This window comes from Streptomyces actinomycinicus (genome assembly GCF_016741775.1).
Classification (GTDB): domain Bacteria; phylum Actinomycetota; class Actinomycetes; order Streptomycetales; family Streptomycetaceae; genus Streptomyces; species Streptomyces actinomycinicus.
In genome coordinates this window covers 75,448-89,716 of sequence record NZ_JAERRK010000010.1, presented here as the reverse complement: position 1 = coordinate 89,716, position 14,269 = coordinate 75,448, and the positions used below count along the sequence as shown (strand labels likewise).

13 protein-coding genes and 1 pseudogene are annotated in these 14,269 nt (G+C 72.4%); 7 read left to right on the top strand and 7 right to left on the bottom strand.

Annotated features, from left to right (window positions below):
• Positions 1-87: 87 nt before the first annotated feature.
• Positions 88-1,002 (top strand): SDR family oxidoreductase, encoded by a 915-nt coding sequence (locus JK359_RS20790; RefSeq protein WP_201837726.1) that lies wholly within the window; start codon positions 88-90, stop codon positions 1,000-1,002.
• Here the strand turns inward: JK359_RS20790 and JK359_RS39255 are convergent.
• Entirely contained in the window at positions 906-1,403 is a 498-nt protein-coding gene (locus JK359_RS39255; RefSeq protein ID WP_307788202.1) for a protein kinase domain-containing protein, read from the bottom strand. The genes JK359_RS20790 and JK359_RS39255 overlap by 97 nt on opposite strands.
• A gap of 493 nt (positions 1,404-1,896) precedes the next feature.
• Here JK359_RS39255 and JK359_RS20780 point away from each other — a divergent pair, with 493 nt between their 5' ends.
• The gene (locus JK359_RS20780; protein WP_201837724.1) at positions 1,897-2,592 is read left to right on the top strand and encodes a L,D-transpeptidase; all 696 of its coding nucleotides are present in this window, start codon (positions 1,897-1,899) and stop codon (positions 2,590-2,592) included.
• 32 nt (positions 2,593-2,624) lie between these two features.
• Here JK359_RS20780 and JK359_RS39250 read toward each other — a convergent pair.
• Positions 2,625-2,749, bottom strand: a pseudogene (locus JK359_RS39250) (gfo/Idh/MocA family oxidoreductase); the annotation flags it as partial.
• Positions 2,750-2,866: 117 nt separating this feature from the next.
• On the opposite strand from JK359_RS39250, the gene JK359_RS20775 reads away from it, so the two are divergent.
• Positions 2,867-3,052, top strand: a complete 186-nt coding sequence (locus tag JK359_RS20775) for a hypothetical protein (RefSeq protein ID WP_201837723.1) — start codon at positions 2,867-2,869, stop codon at positions 3,050-3,052.
• A 108-nt stretch (positions 3,053-3,160) separates the two neighbouring features.
• Here the strand turns inward: JK359_RS20775 and JK359_RS20770 are convergent, their stop codons facing one another.
• Entirely contained in the window at positions 3,161-4,537 is a 1,377-nt protein-coding gene (locus JK359_RS20770) for a S1 family peptidase (protein ID WP_201837721.1), read from the bottom strand.
• A gap of 123 nt (positions 4,538-4,660) precedes the next feature.
• Positions 4,661-5,491, bottom strand: a complete 831-nt coding sequence (locus tag JK359_RS20765; protein WP_201837719.1) for an SAM-dependent methyltransferase — start codon at positions 5,489-5,491, stop codon at positions 4,661-4,663.
• Between the two features lie 192 nt (positions 5,492-5,683).
• Here JK359_RS20765 and JK359_RS20760 point away from each other — a divergent pair, with 192 nt between their 5' ends.
• Complete coding sequence (locus JK359_RS20760) at positions 5,684-6,862, top strand: MalY/PatB family protein (RefSeq protein WP_201837717.1); 1,179 nt, start codon at positions 5,684-5,686, stop codon at positions 6,860-6,862.
• Between the two features lie 200 nt (positions 6,863-7,062).
• The gene (locus tag JK359_RS20755; protein WP_201837714.1) at positions 7,063-7,449 is read left to right on the top strand and encodes a PPOX class F420-dependent oxidoreductase; all 387 of its coding nucleotides are present in this window, start codon (positions 7,063-7,065) and stop codon (positions 7,447-7,449) included.
• Between the two features lie 21 nt (positions 7,450-7,470).
• Here JK359_RS20755 and JK359_RS20750 read toward each other — a convergent pair whose 3' ends face one another.
• The 3 genes from JK359_RS20750 to JK359_RS20740 form a co-directional block, all read right to left on the bottom strand.
• Entirely contained in the window at positions 7,471-10,239 is a 2,769-nt protein-coding gene (locus JK359_RS20750) for a dienelactone hydrolase family protein (RefSeq protein WP_201837712.1), read from the bottom strand.
• A gap of 272 nt (positions 10,240-10,511) precedes the next feature.
• Positions 10,512-10,928, bottom strand: a complete 417-nt coding sequence (locus JK359_RS20745; protein WP_201837710.1) for a Zn-ribbon domain-containing OB-fold protein — start codon at positions 10,926-10,928, stop codon at positions 10,512-10,514.
• A 288-nt stretch (positions 10,929-11,216) separates the two neighbouring features.
• A complete protein-coding gene (locus tag JK359_RS20740; RefSeq protein WP_201837708.1) occupies positions 11,217-11,966 on the bottom strand; it encodes a TetR family transcriptional regulator in 750 nt (249 codons plus the stop codon).
• Positions 11,967-12,247: 281 nt separating this feature from the next.
• Here JK359_RS20740 and JK359_RS20735 point away from each other — a divergent pair, with 281 nt between their 5' ends.
• On the top strand, positions 12,248-13,090 hold the full coding sequence (locus JK359_RS20735; RefSeq protein WP_201837706.1) for an ATP-grasp domain-containing protein: 843 nt from the start codon (positions 12,248-12,250) through the stop codon (positions 13,088-13,090).
• 380 nt (positions 13,091-13,470) lie between these two features.
• On the top strand, positions 13,471-14,241 hold the full coding sequence (locus JK359_RS20730) for a peptidoglycan-binding domain-containing protein (RefSeq protein ID WP_201837704.1): 771 nt from the start codon (positions 13,471-13,473) through the stop codon (positions 14,239-14,241).
• Positions 14,242-14,269: the final 28 nt, after the last annotated feature.

Below are 14,269 nucleotides of genomic sequence, written 5' to 3'. Positions count from 1 at the left end.
GTCTCGCGGGCAAAACCCGACAGAGGATGTCCGGCTTCCTGGGGACAGTGGAGAAGCACCGCACTCGTACCGCACAGGAGGCCGGACATGTCAGGACCGCTCGAAGGCAAGGTGGCGCTGGTCGCCGGGGCGACCCGGGGCGCCGGGCGGGGCATCGCCGTGGAACTCGGCGCGGCCGGCGCCACCGTCTACGTCACCGGCCGCAGCACCCGCGCCCACCGCTCCGAGTACGACCGCCCCGAGACCATCGAGGACACCGCCGACCTCGTCACCGCGGCCGGCGGACGCGGCATCGCCGTCCCCACCGACCACCTGGACAGGTCCGCCGTACGGGACCTGGTGGACCGCATCGCCGGAGAGCAGGACGGCCTGGACGTGCTCGTCAACGACATCTGGGGCGGCGAGAAGCTCTTCGCCTGGGACACCCCCGTGTGGGAGCACGACCTCGACAACGGGCTGAGACTGCTCCGGCTCGCCGTCGAGACGCACGCCGTCACCAGCCACCACGCCCTGCCGCTCCTGCTCCGCCGCCCCGGCGGCCTGGTTGTCGAGGTCACCGACGGCACCGCCGACTACAACCGTGACACCTACCGCGTGAACTTCTTCTACGACCTCGCCAAGGCGTCCGCCCTGCGCATGGCGTTCGCCCTCGGTCACGAACTGGGCCCGCGCGGCGCCACGGCCGTGGCCCTGACCCCCGGCTGGATGCGCTCGGAGATCATGCTCGAGGCGTACGGCGTCCGCGAGGACAACTGGCGGGACGCCCTGCGCCGGGAACCGCACTTCGCCATCTCCGAGACCCCGCGCTTCACCGGTCGTGCCGTCGCGGCCCTCGCCGCCGACCCGGACGTCGCCCGTTTCAACGGGCAGTCGCTGTCCAGCGGCGGGCTCGCCCAGGTGTACGGCTACACCGACCTCGACGGCAGCCGGCCGGACGCCTGGCGGTACCTGGTCGAGGTGCAGGACACGGGCAAGCCGGCGGACGTCACCGGGTACCGCTGAACGGGCGCCGAGCCACTTGTGCAGGCCGAAGTCGTCTGCATCCCGAGACAGCTCTTTGCTCGGGGGCCATGTACGGGGGTGTGCCCACGATGAAGCCGGTCTGGGTGAGGCGGTCCGCGGTCGAGTAGGGGTCGGCCGCCCTCGCGATGCCGAAGTCGAGGACCTTCACGTTGCCGGAAGATGAGGGTGTTGGAGGGCTTGATGTCCCGGTGCATGATTCCGGCGTTGTGCGCTTCAGCGAGCGCGTCGCATATCTGCGCACCCCATCGTGCGGCGTCGGACAAGGTGACTGCGCCTCGGCGCAGTATTGCGTCCATGCCTTCACCTCGGATCAGCTCCATCACCAGGAATGGGACTTTGCTGTCCTCTGCGCCGGTCTCGCCGAGGTCGTGGATGGTCACGATGTTGGGTGCTGCAGCTGAGCGGTGATCCGTGCCTCGCGCAGGAACCTGGCGCGCGCCTCATCGCCGCGGCTTCCGCCACCGGCGAGCAGCGAAATCACCTTGACTGCGACAGGTCGGCTCAGCGTTTCGTCCTGTGCCTCCCACACCTGCCCCATTCCGCCCTCACCGAGCTGCCGCACCAACCGGTAACGGCCCCCGAGAAGCTGGTCTCGCACTACTGTGCCCCCCGTTTCGAACATGCCTGTGTCTCCCGCTGGCGAGGTCCATGCGCCGCAGCGTGGACCGTAGGCCGGCTACGTCCTCGGAGGCGGGCGCCCTGCAGTCCTGACCCGGTCGCACAGTGAAAAAGTTCACCATTTCGTCACAGCCTGGCCGGAAACACAACCATGAGCCGCCGGGCCGGGTCTAGATGTCCGATACCGCGGGAATCGCGTCGGAGAACACCCGGGGAGGCCCTGGGCCGACAAGGGGAGAAGGGGAAGAGGCACTCATGGGGGTCATACGCAGACGAGGCGTCGTCGCGCTGGGCGTCACGGGACTGGTGGCGCCGCTGGCGCTCGCCGTGACCGCGGCGCCGGCACAGGCCGCAAGCTGCACCACACAGGCCGGGCCGTACCAGAAGCAGGTCGAGAAGTTCCTGGGGCGGCCCGTCGACGGCAAGCAGTCCGCCACGGACTGCAAGGCCATCCAGGCCTTCCAGAACAAGCACGGCATCACGCCCGCCATCGGCTACGCCGGACCCGTCACCTGGGGCGTGATGGACCTCATGAACAAGCAGAAGGCCGTCGGGAACAAGCCGAACAAGGACGGCAAGTGCCCGACGAACAAGGGCCGGATCGCCTGTGTGAACCTCACGCTCCAGCTCAGCTGGATCCAGGACGGCAACCGGCTCGTCTACGGCCCGGTGCCGGTGCGCACCGGACGTGACGGCTACGAGACCCGCACCGGTCTGAAGAAGATCTACTGGCGTGACATCGACCACGTCTCGGACATCTACGACGTGCCGATGCCCTACAGCCAGTTCTTCGACGGCGGCCAGGCCTTCCACTCGGTGGGCCTGAGCATGTGGAACCCGCCGGGCTCGCACGGCTGCGTCAACATGACCACCAAGGACGCCAAGAAGTACTGGTCGCTGCTGAAGACCGGCGACGACGTCTTCGTGTACGGCCGCAAGCCGGGCACCTGAGCCCTGCCGGTCCGGTCGTCCTTCGTCGGACGTCCGAAGTCCGGGACGGCCAGCCGCACCCCGCCCTGCCGTGCCGACTCGTGCGCGACGACGCCCGGCAGGGTGTAGCGGGGGCCACGCGCGCGTTGGCCGGCGGCGGTGTGCGCCGGGTCACGGCGGCCGGACCGAGGAATGAACTCCCGCCCCCGCTTGACACATTGACGTGATGAGTAACACGGTCCGAAATGTCCGTATTGGGGATGCTTACTCACGGCGCCTTCACTTCGCTCGGCATATGCTTCACAGCATGTCCACCACTGTTGCAGCCGCCTCCGAGCGATCGGCCGCGGAGGTCAACGAGGAGATCCGGGCGCTGTGGCGCCGGTCGGGCGGGACACTGACCACCGAGCAGCGCGCCGAGTACCAGCGCCTCGTGATGGAGTGGGCCGCCGCGGCCCCGCAGTCGCACCGGGCGGCCTGACCGACCCCGCGCACACCGCGCCGTGACCACCCCGGGCACCCGTGACCGCACGGGTGCCCTTTTCGTCGTACCGGAGGCCGTTCCCCCGGCGGCAAGCCGTCGCCTCGGTCAGCCCCACGACGCCGAGTAGTGCCGCTGATACGCCTTGCGGTCCTGCTCGGCCCGGATGTACCGGGTCCCGACCAGCGCGATCAGGCTGCCCGCGACGACCAGCAGACCCGGCCCGACGTTCCGGGTGTCCGTCAGCCGCGCCAGCAGGGTGCTCCCCTCCGACGCGCCCGTGACCGGAGCCGAGGAGCCGGGCGAGGCCGCGCTGGGAGCCATCGCACCCTGGTTCGCGGCGCCCGACGGCGCGGGGGAGGGCGCGCCGTTCTGGGCGCCGCCGGCGTTCTGCCCCGACACGATCAGCCGCACCCCCAGCGCCGACAGCGCCTTGGTCACCGGCTGGAAGAACGTCGTCCCGCCGGTTGTGCAGTCACCGTTGCCGCCGGAGGTGACACCGAGCGCGATCCCCTCCGAGAACAACGGCCCACCGCTGTCGCCCGGTTCGGCACAGACATCGGTCTCGATGAGCCCGGTGACCGTCCCCTCCGGATAGTTGACGGTCGCGTTCAGCGCCTTCACCTGTCCGTCGTGCAGACCACTGGTGCTGCCGCTGCGGAACACCCGCTGGCCCACCGCCGCATCGGCTGCCCCGGTGATCCGCACCCCCTTGCCGCCGCCGATCGCCACGACGTCGGCACCCGCACCGGCCTTGCCGCCGGCGTACTGCACGAGCGAGAAGTCACCGCCCGGGAACGAACTGTTCACCGTGCTGCCGAGCTGCCGATCGCCCTGGTTGTCGGCGAACCACGTGGCACCGGCGGGCCCGCAGTGGCCGGCCGTGAGGATGAAGTCGGACTGCCCGTTGGTGACGTTGAACCCGGCAGAACAGCGGCCCCCGGTCGACAGGATCGGCTGCGCGCCGTTCAACCGCGTGCTGAACGTGCCCTTCGTACGCTCCATGTGCACGAAACTGCCGATCCTCGCGGCGACCCCGGTCAGCCGGGACCAGTCACCGGCGGACACCGTACGGTCCGCCTGCACCATCACCCGGTTCGTCCGGTAGTCCACCGCCCACGCCGTGCCCGGCACCCGCGGCGCCGAACGCAGCGTCGCCGTCGCCGACTTCAGCTCGTTCATGCTGTGCGACACGACCTTCGCCTGCGCCCCGGCCCGCCGGACCACCTGCGCCGCCGCGTCATCGGTCACCGCCACCACCGTACGCCCGTCGGCGCCCACCCAGTTCCCCGCCGTACGGCCGGTGCCCAGCCGCGCCACCAGCGCGGAACCGGTGTCTCCGGCGGAACCGAGCGTTCTGGCGGAGGCCGGCGGAGCCTCGCTCGCGAGGGCCGCCTGGGCGACCATCCCGCCGCCCAGGAGGAGTCCGCCGACCGCCGCCAGCCGTGTCACTCGCCGGACGACCCGTCGTCGTGCGTGCCGCATGCATGGCTCCCGAAGCCGAACCCGAACGCGCGATGCCCCTACCGGCACCACGGGCCCCCGGATGGTCGGGGGACCTCTCCTCCATACGGCGCCCGGGCCGGCGGCGTTCACCGACGGCGGCCCTCAGCTCTTGCGGGCCACCCCGCCGAACATGGCGACCTCCTCCGGCTCGGCCCCGTGGTCGTGCTCCGGGCGCCAGCGCGAGCACGACACCACACCCGGCTCCAGCAGTTCCAGACCGTCGAAGAACCGGGCCACGTCCGCGGGCGTGCGCTGCGTGAGCTTCGGCGTGCCGTGCTCGTTCCAGAACTTCACCGCCTCGTCCACGTCCGGCATCGACGGGCTGGTGACGGTGTGCGACAGCACCAGGTGACTGCCCGCGGGCAACCGGTCCGTCAACTGCCGCACCAGGCCGTACGGGTCCTCGTCGTCCCCGATGAAGATGACCACGCCCAGCAGTATCAGCGCCACCGGCCGGCTGAAGTCCAGCGTCTTCGAGGCGTGTTCCAGGATGGCGTCGACGTTGCGCAGATCCTCGTCCAGATAGTCCGTGCGGCCCTCGGGCGTACTGGTCAGCAGGGCCCGGGCGTGCGCCAGGACGAGGGGGTCGTTGTCCACGTACACGATCCGGGAATCCGGGGCGATCCGCTGGGCCACCTCATGGGTGTTGTCGGCGGTGGGCAGCCCGGTACCGATGTCCAGGAACTGCCGAATGCCCAGGTCACCGGCCAGGTGGCGGACCGCGCGGCCGAGGAAGAGCCGGTCGGCGCGCGCGTACTCGCCGATGCCCGGGTGCAGCCGGCGGATCTGGTCGCCGGCCGCCCGGTCGACCTCGTAGTTGTCCTTGCCGCCGAGCCAGTAGTTCCAGATCCGGGCGGTGTGCGGCTGGCCGGTGTTGATGCGGGCGCGCAGCGACACGGCCACGTCATTGGTGGCTGCCGGGTTGTCGGTCACGTGGGTCAGCTCCTGATGCCTGATGAGATGCCTGACGGGAGATACACCGTGCAAGACGCAATCTAGACGCCCCGGTTGGTCTCCGAAGCCCGCCCCGGCGATTCCCCGCGCACAGAGCCCTGCCGGACGGCTCCTCCCGGCCCCTCGCGGGCCCCGTTCCGGCACACGCCGAAGCCGCCTATCTTGAGCCCCATGACCAGCATCCCGCACGACACACCCGGCGAACCGGACCCGCTGCGCGCTCTGGACCTGGAGCGGCTGCGACGTCGTACGAGCATGAAATGGCGCACCTACCCCGAGGACGTGCTGCCCCTGTGGGTGGCCGAGATGGACGTCCCCCTCGCTGAGACCGTCGTCCGCGCCCTCACCGACGCACTCGCACTCGGCGACACCGGGTACCCCGCCGGCACCGCCTACGCCGAGGCGCTCGCCGCCTTCGCCGCCAAACGGTGGAACTGGCACGGCATCGCCCCGGAGCGCACCGCGATCGTCCCGGACGTCATGCTCGGCGTGGTCGAAATGATCAAACTGGTCACCGGAGCCGGCGACCCGGTGATCGTCAACCCGCCGGTGTACCCGCCGTTCTTCCAGTTCATCACCCACATGGACCGCCGGGTGGTCGAGGCCCCGCTCGGCGCCGGCCTGCGCCTGGACCTCGGCATCCTGGAGGAGACGTTCCGGGAGGCGACCGCACACGGCGGCCGCGCCGCCTACCTGCTGTGCAGCCCGCACAACCCCACCGGCACCGTGCACACCGCCGAGGAACTGACGGCCGTCGCCGGCCTCGCCGAACGGTACGGCGTCCGGGTCGTCGTCGACGAGATCCACGCCCCGCTCGTCGCGCCCGGCGTGACCTTCGTGCCCTATCTGAGCGTGCCCGGCGCCGAGCGCGGCCTGTCCCTGATGTCGGCGTCCAAGGGCTGGAACCTGGCCGGTCTCAAGGCCGCGCTGGCCCTCGCCGGGACCGCTGCCGCCGCCGACCTCGCCCGGATGCCCGAAGAGGTGAGCCACGGGCCCAGCCACCTCGGGATCATCGCGCACACCGCCGCCCTGTCCGAGGGCATCGGCTGGCTCGACGCCCTGCTGGCCGGCCTGCAGGACAACCGGCGGCTGCTCGACAGCCTGCTCGCCGAGCACCTGCCCGGCATCCGCGTGCACCCCGCCGAGGCCACCTTCCTCGCCTGGCTCGACTGCCGCGCCCTCGGCCTGGGCGACGACCCGGCCGAGGTCTTCCTCGGCCGCGGCCGGGTCGCGCTCAGCTCCGGACTGCCCTTCGGCACCGGCGGCGCCGGCCACGCCCGCCTGAATCTGGCGACCACGCCGGAGATCCTCACCGAGGCGGTACGGCGGATGGCCACAGCCCTGACCTGACCCCGTCGCGGCAGCCGCCCGCCGCTGCGACCAGTCCTCCCGGCCGCAGACCCCAGCCGGAACCCGGCCGTAGAACCTCGGCCGCAGACATCAGCCGGAACCCGGCTGTAGAACCTCGGCCGCAGGCCCGGTGAACCGGCGGGCCGGACCAAGTCGGTCCGGCCCGCCGCGGGCCGCACGCCGCCTCCTAGACTGCGGGCATGGACGACACGCTGCTGGACCGGCTCGGCTCCGGCAAGTACCTGCTGGTGACCAGCTACCGGAAGAACGGCACTCCCGTCGCCACCCCGGTGTGGGTGGTCATGGACGCCGGCGCGCTCGGTGTGTGGACGGCCGCCGACAGCTGGAAGGTCAAGCGGATCCGGCGCCGCCCCGACGTCCTCGTCGGCCCGTGCGACCTGCGCGGAAACCCGACCGGCGACCAGCTGCCGGCCACCGCCGAGATCGCCGGCCCCGCCACCACCGCCCGCTACCGCACCCTCATCGCCCGCAAGTACGGCGTCCTCGGCCGCCTCACCCTGCTCGGCAGCCGGCTGCGGCGCGGCCTCGACGGCACGGTCGGCATCCGGGTGACCCTCCCGCAGTGAGGGCCACCCGGCACCCGCGCCCTACGACGCGTTCAGCACCGATCCCGACAGCTCGAGACCGCCTGCCTGCGGCTTCCCGGTCTCCATGTCGACCTGCTGGAACCGCACCGACTCCGTCGACTCACGGACCCGGTCCTTCGCCGTGGGCACGGTGATGTCGGCACTGGTGCGCCCCGCCGGGACGTCCACCCACAGGTAGAGCCCCTCCACCTTGGACAGCGCGCGCTCGGGGTCGGGCGACGCCCCGGTCATGTCCCGCAGCCAGCGGGCCGGAACGTCCTTGGTGCCCAGCTCGGGTGCGGTGGCGGGCACGACCACGAACATGGCGCTCATGTCCACGTCCACCGCCTCGGACAGCGACAGCCGCCACTTCAGCTGCTGCCCCTCGGTCACCCGGCCGGCGACGGGCTTGACGGTCATCTTCGGTGCCGGATCGTCGTCGTGGACGGTGATACCGCCCCGGTGCGAGCCGACCACCGCGCCACGGACCGCCTTGACCAGAACGTCGTACGACACATCGGCGCCGTAGCGCGTGTTGCCCTTCACCTCGACCGGTACGTCGATGTCCTGGCCGCCCGGACGCACCGTCACCAGCTTGTCCTTGACCTTCCCGGTGACCGGGTCGACGACGTACACCCGGACCTGGCCGCTGCCGCCCCGGCCGGACACCTGGACCGGCACCCGGTAGGTGCGCACACCCGAGTCGCCCTCGTCCACGGTCGTACGGCCGACGTCCACACGGGGCAGCGCGTCCGTCCGCACCGCGGGCGTCCCCGGCGCCCAGCCCCAGGCGTCCATGAGCCAGGCCCGCCCCGACGCCGAACGCGGCGTCAGCTCGAGCGACTTGACCGAGCGCAGGTCGAGTCCGGCGCGTCCGGCCGAGGTCAGCGGCACCCGGATCTCCTGCGCCCAGTACGAGGCGGTCCGCTCACTGCCGGGCAGCCCGTCCGCCTTGACGCGGCCGAGCTTCGCCTTGTGGCCGGCCGCGTCGGTGAGGGACACGTCCAGCTGCGTACCGCGGGAGTTCGGCGGCACGAAGAGCCGCAGCGCCAGCGACTTCGCACCCGACAGCGACACCGGCTGCTTCACACTCACCCGCGCCGGAGTACCGGCCCGGGTCCAGTGCAGCGCGATCGCCTGCCGGCCGGCCTCGCGGTCGGTCTCCCACATCGCGAAGTGCGGCGAAGAGCCCTTCCCGCCCTGTCCCATACAGGCCTTGGCCGGGCTCGGGTCCACCGCGGCGCACAGCTTGCCGCCGGTCACCGACACCCCGCCGTCCGGCAGGAAACCGCCGCCGCGCCGGGCACCCACCGCGTGGCTCAGCACGCGCGCCGGGTCCGCGGACGGCGCCCGCTTCCCGGAACCGTCCAGGAGCGGCCGCACCCGGTCGTCGCCGCCGAGGAACAGCCGCGCGGCAGCGGCGATGTAGGTGGAACCGGCCCGGTGCTGCTGGTCGGCGGTCAGCCGGGTCGCGGCCCGCTTGGCACACACCGGGTCGTGGTGCTGCGGGTCGTCGGAGAAGTCGTCGTCGGCGGGCGCCGCGGACTGGCCGGGCGTCCACTCGGAGTTGAAGAAGTTGTGGTTGGCGCCGATCACGTACACCGCGCTGTGCAGGGCGGTGCCGTTGCTCACCGCGCGGGTGCCGTCGACATACACCTCGCCCTGCAGGTCGGAGACGTCACCGTCGCAGCCCGGCAGGATCGTCACCGACGGCACGTCGGGCACCGGGTTCTGGCCGAAGACCGTCGGGCCGATCAGCACCGTACCGCGGATCTTCCAGCGCACCGGCCCGTGGTAGCCGTCCCGGTCCGCGGGCGGCGGTACGAGACTGTCCAGCGCGGCCCGGTTGACGCCCTCGCCGCCCCGGGAGTGCCCGACCAGCAGGACACGCGACAGGTCGGCGCGGGGCGCCTCGCGGACCACCTTCGGTGCGGTCTCGGGGTGTTCGGCCCAGCCGGCCCACCGGGCGAGGTGCTGGCGCACCAGCGACGACCGCGCCTGGGCACCGCCGTCCTCCGCCAGGTGGTCCTGCCCGTTGATGCCGTTGGCCGCGATCGACACGGTCACGTAGCCCTGCGAGGCGAGCAGCTTCTGGTCGCGCAGGTACCCGCGGTGACTGGGCACCGGCTTGGTGCCGGCCTTGCAGGGCCAGTCACCGGTGATGTCCTCGCGGCCCTTGTAGCAGGTGTAGTGACGGCCGTGCAGGAACAGCGCGAGCGGGCGCTTGCCGGACGCGCCGACGGGCGCGACGACCACCGCACGCATCTCCACCGGCTCCGCGAAGCCCGGCAGTCGCACCGACTTCAGCCCGTACTCACCGGTCTTGGTCCGGTACGAACCGGGCTTGCCCGGGTCCACGCCGTTCGCGGGCAGCGGCGCCGGCAGCCGGGCCGCCGACCCGGTGGCTCCGGAGGCGTCCGGCGCGTCCAACCGGCGTCCCCCGGACCAGACTTGCAACCCGCCCAGCTGCTTCGCCTGCCGGGCGTCCAGCGACAGCCGGAACGTACGGCCGTCCGGCGCGGGCCGCGGTGTCCCCAACAGCTGCCCGTCGGAACGGAATTCCACCCGCGCGTCGCCCATCGGCACAGGCCGGTCCGAACGCCACACCAGCTGCGGCGCCGACCCCCCGCCCGTCAGTCGCCACCCCGGCGGCAGCGGACGGTCCTCCGATGCTGACAACACCCCCGTTCCCGGAGGTGGTTGAGACTGGGCGACTGCCGTCACCCCCGAGGTTCCCGCCACCGCGAGCAACGCGGCAGCGGTCACCCATATGCGCCGGGCACGGACCACTGTTCCTCCTCGAACCCCGACCACGGACGTCCCGGCCGTCCGGGCGTCCCTCGCTCCCGGAGGATGGAAAGCAGAGGCTGTGGGTTGCTTGTGAAGAGGTAGTGATCGATCACACCGGCCACGCGGACGCACGAGGCGGCGGAGGTGGGGGGTGTGCTGCGCGAGATGCGGCTGTGCGAGCTACGGCTGTGCGGGGTGCGGCTGCGCGAGGTGCTGCTGGGTGAGTGACGTCGCCGTGGGGTTCGGCTGCGGGACCCAGGGGGCTACGGCGGTCAGGTCCAGGCCCGGTACGGCTCGTCCAGCAGCTGGAAGACCGGCTCGCCGCGCACGGGGTCCTTGGCGGTGGACAGCCGGACCCGGTCGCCGCTGTGGATCCCGATCGGCGGGCCCATGACCCGGCCCCGTACGACGAAGCCCTCGGCCATCTCTATCAGCGACACGTTGCGCGCCGCGGGCGTGTTGCGGTGCACCACGCTGGAGTGGCGGACCGTGCCGGTGCCCTCGCTGCGCTCGGTGCGCAACTCGCTGCCCTGGCACACCGGACACAGCAGCCGGTGGTACATCGCGGTGCCGCACCAGGTGCAGCGCTGGAAAACGATGGCGTCCTGGGTGTCCACGGGGGCGGGATCGAGAACACCCGCCGCGGAACCGGCCGCCGGATGCGATGCGCTTGCTGAGTGGTGGTACACGCTGGTCAACTCCCTGCGCTCGGCCGGAATCCCGCGTGCCCGGCGCGGACCGCGCACGCGCGTGCGCGGTCGTCGTGCCACCACGCACGCCGACAGAGTATGGCACTGAGTGTCACTCGTAAAGGCACTCCGTACCCATAATTGTCGGCCGCGGGCCATCTGCCGGTCATACCGGCGGTCCGGAGAGCGTGCGGCCGGCGGGTGGGGCGGCTGCTCGGCAGGTGAGGGCAGCCGCCCGGTCGACGGCCGGGCGGGACCGGCCGGCGGCTCGTGCGGCCGGCCGGCACGTCAGGTGCGGCCGAGCGCCGTCTCCAGTTCCTGGACCACCCGCCACAGCGGCGCGTCCCGCCGCGTGACCAGCACCACCACGTCGTCGGGCTCCGCCGGCTGACCGCCGGCCGGCTCCGGGGCGGTCCGCACGGGCGCCGCCCAGGTCTCCGCCGTCGGCCGCCCGAAGGTCCGCTGCACATGTCCGAGCGCCTGGTCCACCGCCGCGTCCGCGTCACCCTCGCCGTCCGACCGCAGCCAGGAACGCAGGGCGTTGTTGTGCGCGGCGACGACCGCGGCCGCGATCACGTCGGCCCGCAGCGTCCCGTCCGGCCGGCCCGCGAACCGTCCGCGCAGATACTCGGCGAGCGCGCGTTCGTACCGCCACACCACCGACAGTTCGTAGGCGCGCAGGCCCGGCACCTGCCTGGTCAGGCGGTAGCGCTGCACGGAGAAGGTCGGGTTCTCGGCATACATGCGCAGCACCAGCCGGGCCGCGTCGCACACCCGTCGCACCGGCTCGTGCTCCGGACCGCCCGTCGCGAGAAAGGCGGTCATGTCGGCCAGGCAGCGCTCGTGGTCGGGGAAGACCACGTCCTCCTTGGAGGGGAAGTAGCGGAAGAACGACCGCCGCCCGACACCGGCCAGGGCCACGATGTCGTCCACGGTGGTCTGCTCGTACCCGCGTTCCAGGAAGAGCCGAAAGGCCGCCGCCACCAGGGCGTCCCGGATCGGCGGCTTCGCGGTCGGCGCCGCGCTGCTGGAGCTCATGGACGGGAACGTAGCACCGGAAACGGATTCGTGACACTCAGTGCAGCCTGAGCGCCTTTCCGAGGGAACTGAGTGCTCCTGAGGCGAACCCGCCGAACACCGGAGCGATCGGACCATCCGCGTACCCCGACTCCCCGAGACGCGCTTTGCCCCGGCCGGCGGCAGGGCAGGGGCGGCGGCAGGGGCCCCACCCCTGCGGCGTAACCTTTCTCCACCGCGGTCGGCACCGGCCCCCGCACCGGCCCGCCCCGGCCCCCGCACCGCCCCCGAGGAGATCCCCCATGCCCGCCGCCCGCCCCCGCCTGCTCTACGTCACCGACCTGGCGTACCAGGCCCGCGGGCGCCGCTACTGCGACGAGGACATCCACCTCACCTCCCGGCTGCGCGCCCACTTCGACCTGGCCCTGTGCCATCCGCTGGACGCGGCGGCGCTGATGGACGGCCACGACGCCGTCGTCGTACGCAACAGCGGGCCCGTCCTCGGCTACCAGCGGGAGTACGACGCCTTCCGCGCACAGGCGCTCGCCGCCGGCACCCGGGTCTACAACCCGCTCACCGGCAAGGCGGACATGGCCGGAAAGCAGTACCTGCTCGATCTGAGCGCCGCCGGATTCCCGGTCATCCCGACCGTTGACAGCATCGCGGACGTCCACCGGCTGCCGGCCGCCGAGCGGTACGTGGTCAAGCCGAAGCTCGGCGCGGACTCCCTCGGCCTGCGGATCGTCACCGGGAGCCGGCTCGCCGAGTCCGCCGCAGGCGACGTCCTGATCCAGCCCTGCATCGACTTCGTCCACGAAGTGTCCTTCTACTTCGTGGACGACGACTTCCAGTACGCCCTGTACGCCCCCGACCCCCGGCGCCGCTGGGAACTTCGGCCCTACGCGGCCACCGCCGCCGACCTGGAGTTCGCCCGGCGGTTCATCGACTGGAACGACCTCGGGTACGGCATCCAGCGCGTCGACGCCTGCCGCGCTCCCGACGGCAGCCTGCTGCTGGTCGAACTGGAGGACCTCAACCCCTACCTCTCCCTGGACGCGCTGCCGGAGGAGACCAGGGACGCCTTCACCGGCGCGTTCACGGCGTCCCTGAGCCGGTTCGCGCGGGGGGTGCTCAGCCCGGCCTGACCGTGATCCGGCTCGGTTCGAACCCCTTGCCGAGGTCCGGGGTGCGCCACTTCGCCCGCAGCGCCGCGCACTCGTCCGCCGCCCCGGACGCCCGGGCGGGGCCCAGCCCCGGGGCGGCAGCGGTGCCGGAACCGGCGGTCGGAAACGCACGGCGCGACCAAGGACGTGACCGAGGACGTCCCCAAGGGCGTGACCGGGGAGGCGCCATGACGGCGGTTTCCAGCATGCGTTCGCTCAAACGCTCACCGTTTCAGCCGAGTTGAGCACGTCGATCGTTCGCAGGGCGGGGGGTGGGGGCCTGAACGGGGCCGCCGTGGGCGCCGTATCTCAGCACGGGGACCGCGAAAGCACCCGTATCCGCGGGACGGAAGGAGAGCCAGGTGCCGACACCGCCCGACCCCGGTCAACCGCAGCCCGGACCGGACCTGGAGCCCATCCGGGTCCTGCGGCCCCGCCGCTTCGACGCCCTCGCGGAGCTGATGCGGGAGATCCGCCCGGACCCGGTGACCTACGAGCCCCTCGGCACGGCACCCCGCCCGCCCTCCGCTCCCCGGCGGACGGCGCACCCGGCCGAGGCGGACACCGACGAACTCCCGCCCGTGCCCGCCGCCCGTCCGCCCCGCACGCCCGCCCCGGGCGTCCCCGCATGGGACTCCGCCTCCGGCCCCGGACCGCGCCGGGCCGCCGTCGCCGTGGCCGTCGCGGCTGCCGCCCTCCTCGGCTTCACCGGTGCCCTGCTCCTGCCCGGCCGCCAGCAGGCCGCCGCCACCGCCCGGCCCTCCCCGCCGGCCACGACCGCAGTCCCCGCCACTCCCGCCACCCCGATTGCCGCCCCCGCCACCCCGGCACCGTCCGCCCCTGACGCACCGTCCGCCCCCATCGCCCCCGCCGACGCCGCAGACCCCGACGGCCCCGGCACCCTCCGCCAGGGCAACACCGGCCCCGAGGTCACCGAACTCCAGCAGCGCCTGCTGCGCATCCCGGACGTCTACCGCGACGGCTCCGCCGACGGCACCTACGACGCCACGCTCACCGAGGCGGTCGCCCGCTTCCAGCTGTGGTACGGCATCAGCGGCGACGAGACGGGTGTCTACGGCGACGACACGCGCCGCGCGCTGGAGTCCCGGACCGGCCTGGGCGACGATTCATGAGCGGTACGCGGGGAACACCGTGCAGGCG

What these genes read in the sequence shown, in the direction of transcription:
- JK359_RS20740 (WP_201837708.1), bottom strand. Translation starts at nt 11,966, where the DNA reads ATGAGCTCCAGCAGCGCGGCGCCGACCGCGAAGCCGCCGATCCGGGAC.
- JK359_RS20760 (WP_201837717.1), top strand. Translation starts at nt 5,684, where the DNA reads ATGACCAGCATCCCGCACGACACACCCGGCGAACCGGACCCGCTGCGC.
- JK359_RS20755 (WP_201837714.1), top strand. Translation starts at nt 7,063, where the DNA reads ATGGACGACACGCTGCTGGACCGGCTCGGCTCCGGCAAGTACCTGCTG.
- JK359_RS20735 (WP_201837706.1), top strand. Translation starts at nt 12,248, where the DNA reads ATGCCCGCCGCCCGCCCCCGCCTGCTCTACGTCACCGACCTGGCGTAC.
- JK359_RS20780 (WP_201837724.1), top strand. Translation starts at nt 1,897, where the DNA reads ATGGGGGTCATACGCAGACGAGGCGTCGTCGCGCTGGGCGTCACGGGA.
- JK359_RS20775 (WP_201837723.1), top strand. Translation starts at nt 2,867, where the DNA reads ATGCTTCACAGCATGTCCACCACTGTTGCAGCCGCCTCCGAGCGATCG.
- JK359_RS20790 (WP_201837726.1), top strand. Translation starts at nt 88, where the DNA reads ATGTCAGGACCGCTCGAAGGCAAGGTGGCGCTGGTCGCCGGGGCGACC.
- JK359_RS20770 (WP_201837721.1), bottom strand. Translation starts at nt 4,537, where the DNA reads ATGCGGCACGCACGACGACGGGTCGTCCGGCGAGTGACACGGCTGGCG.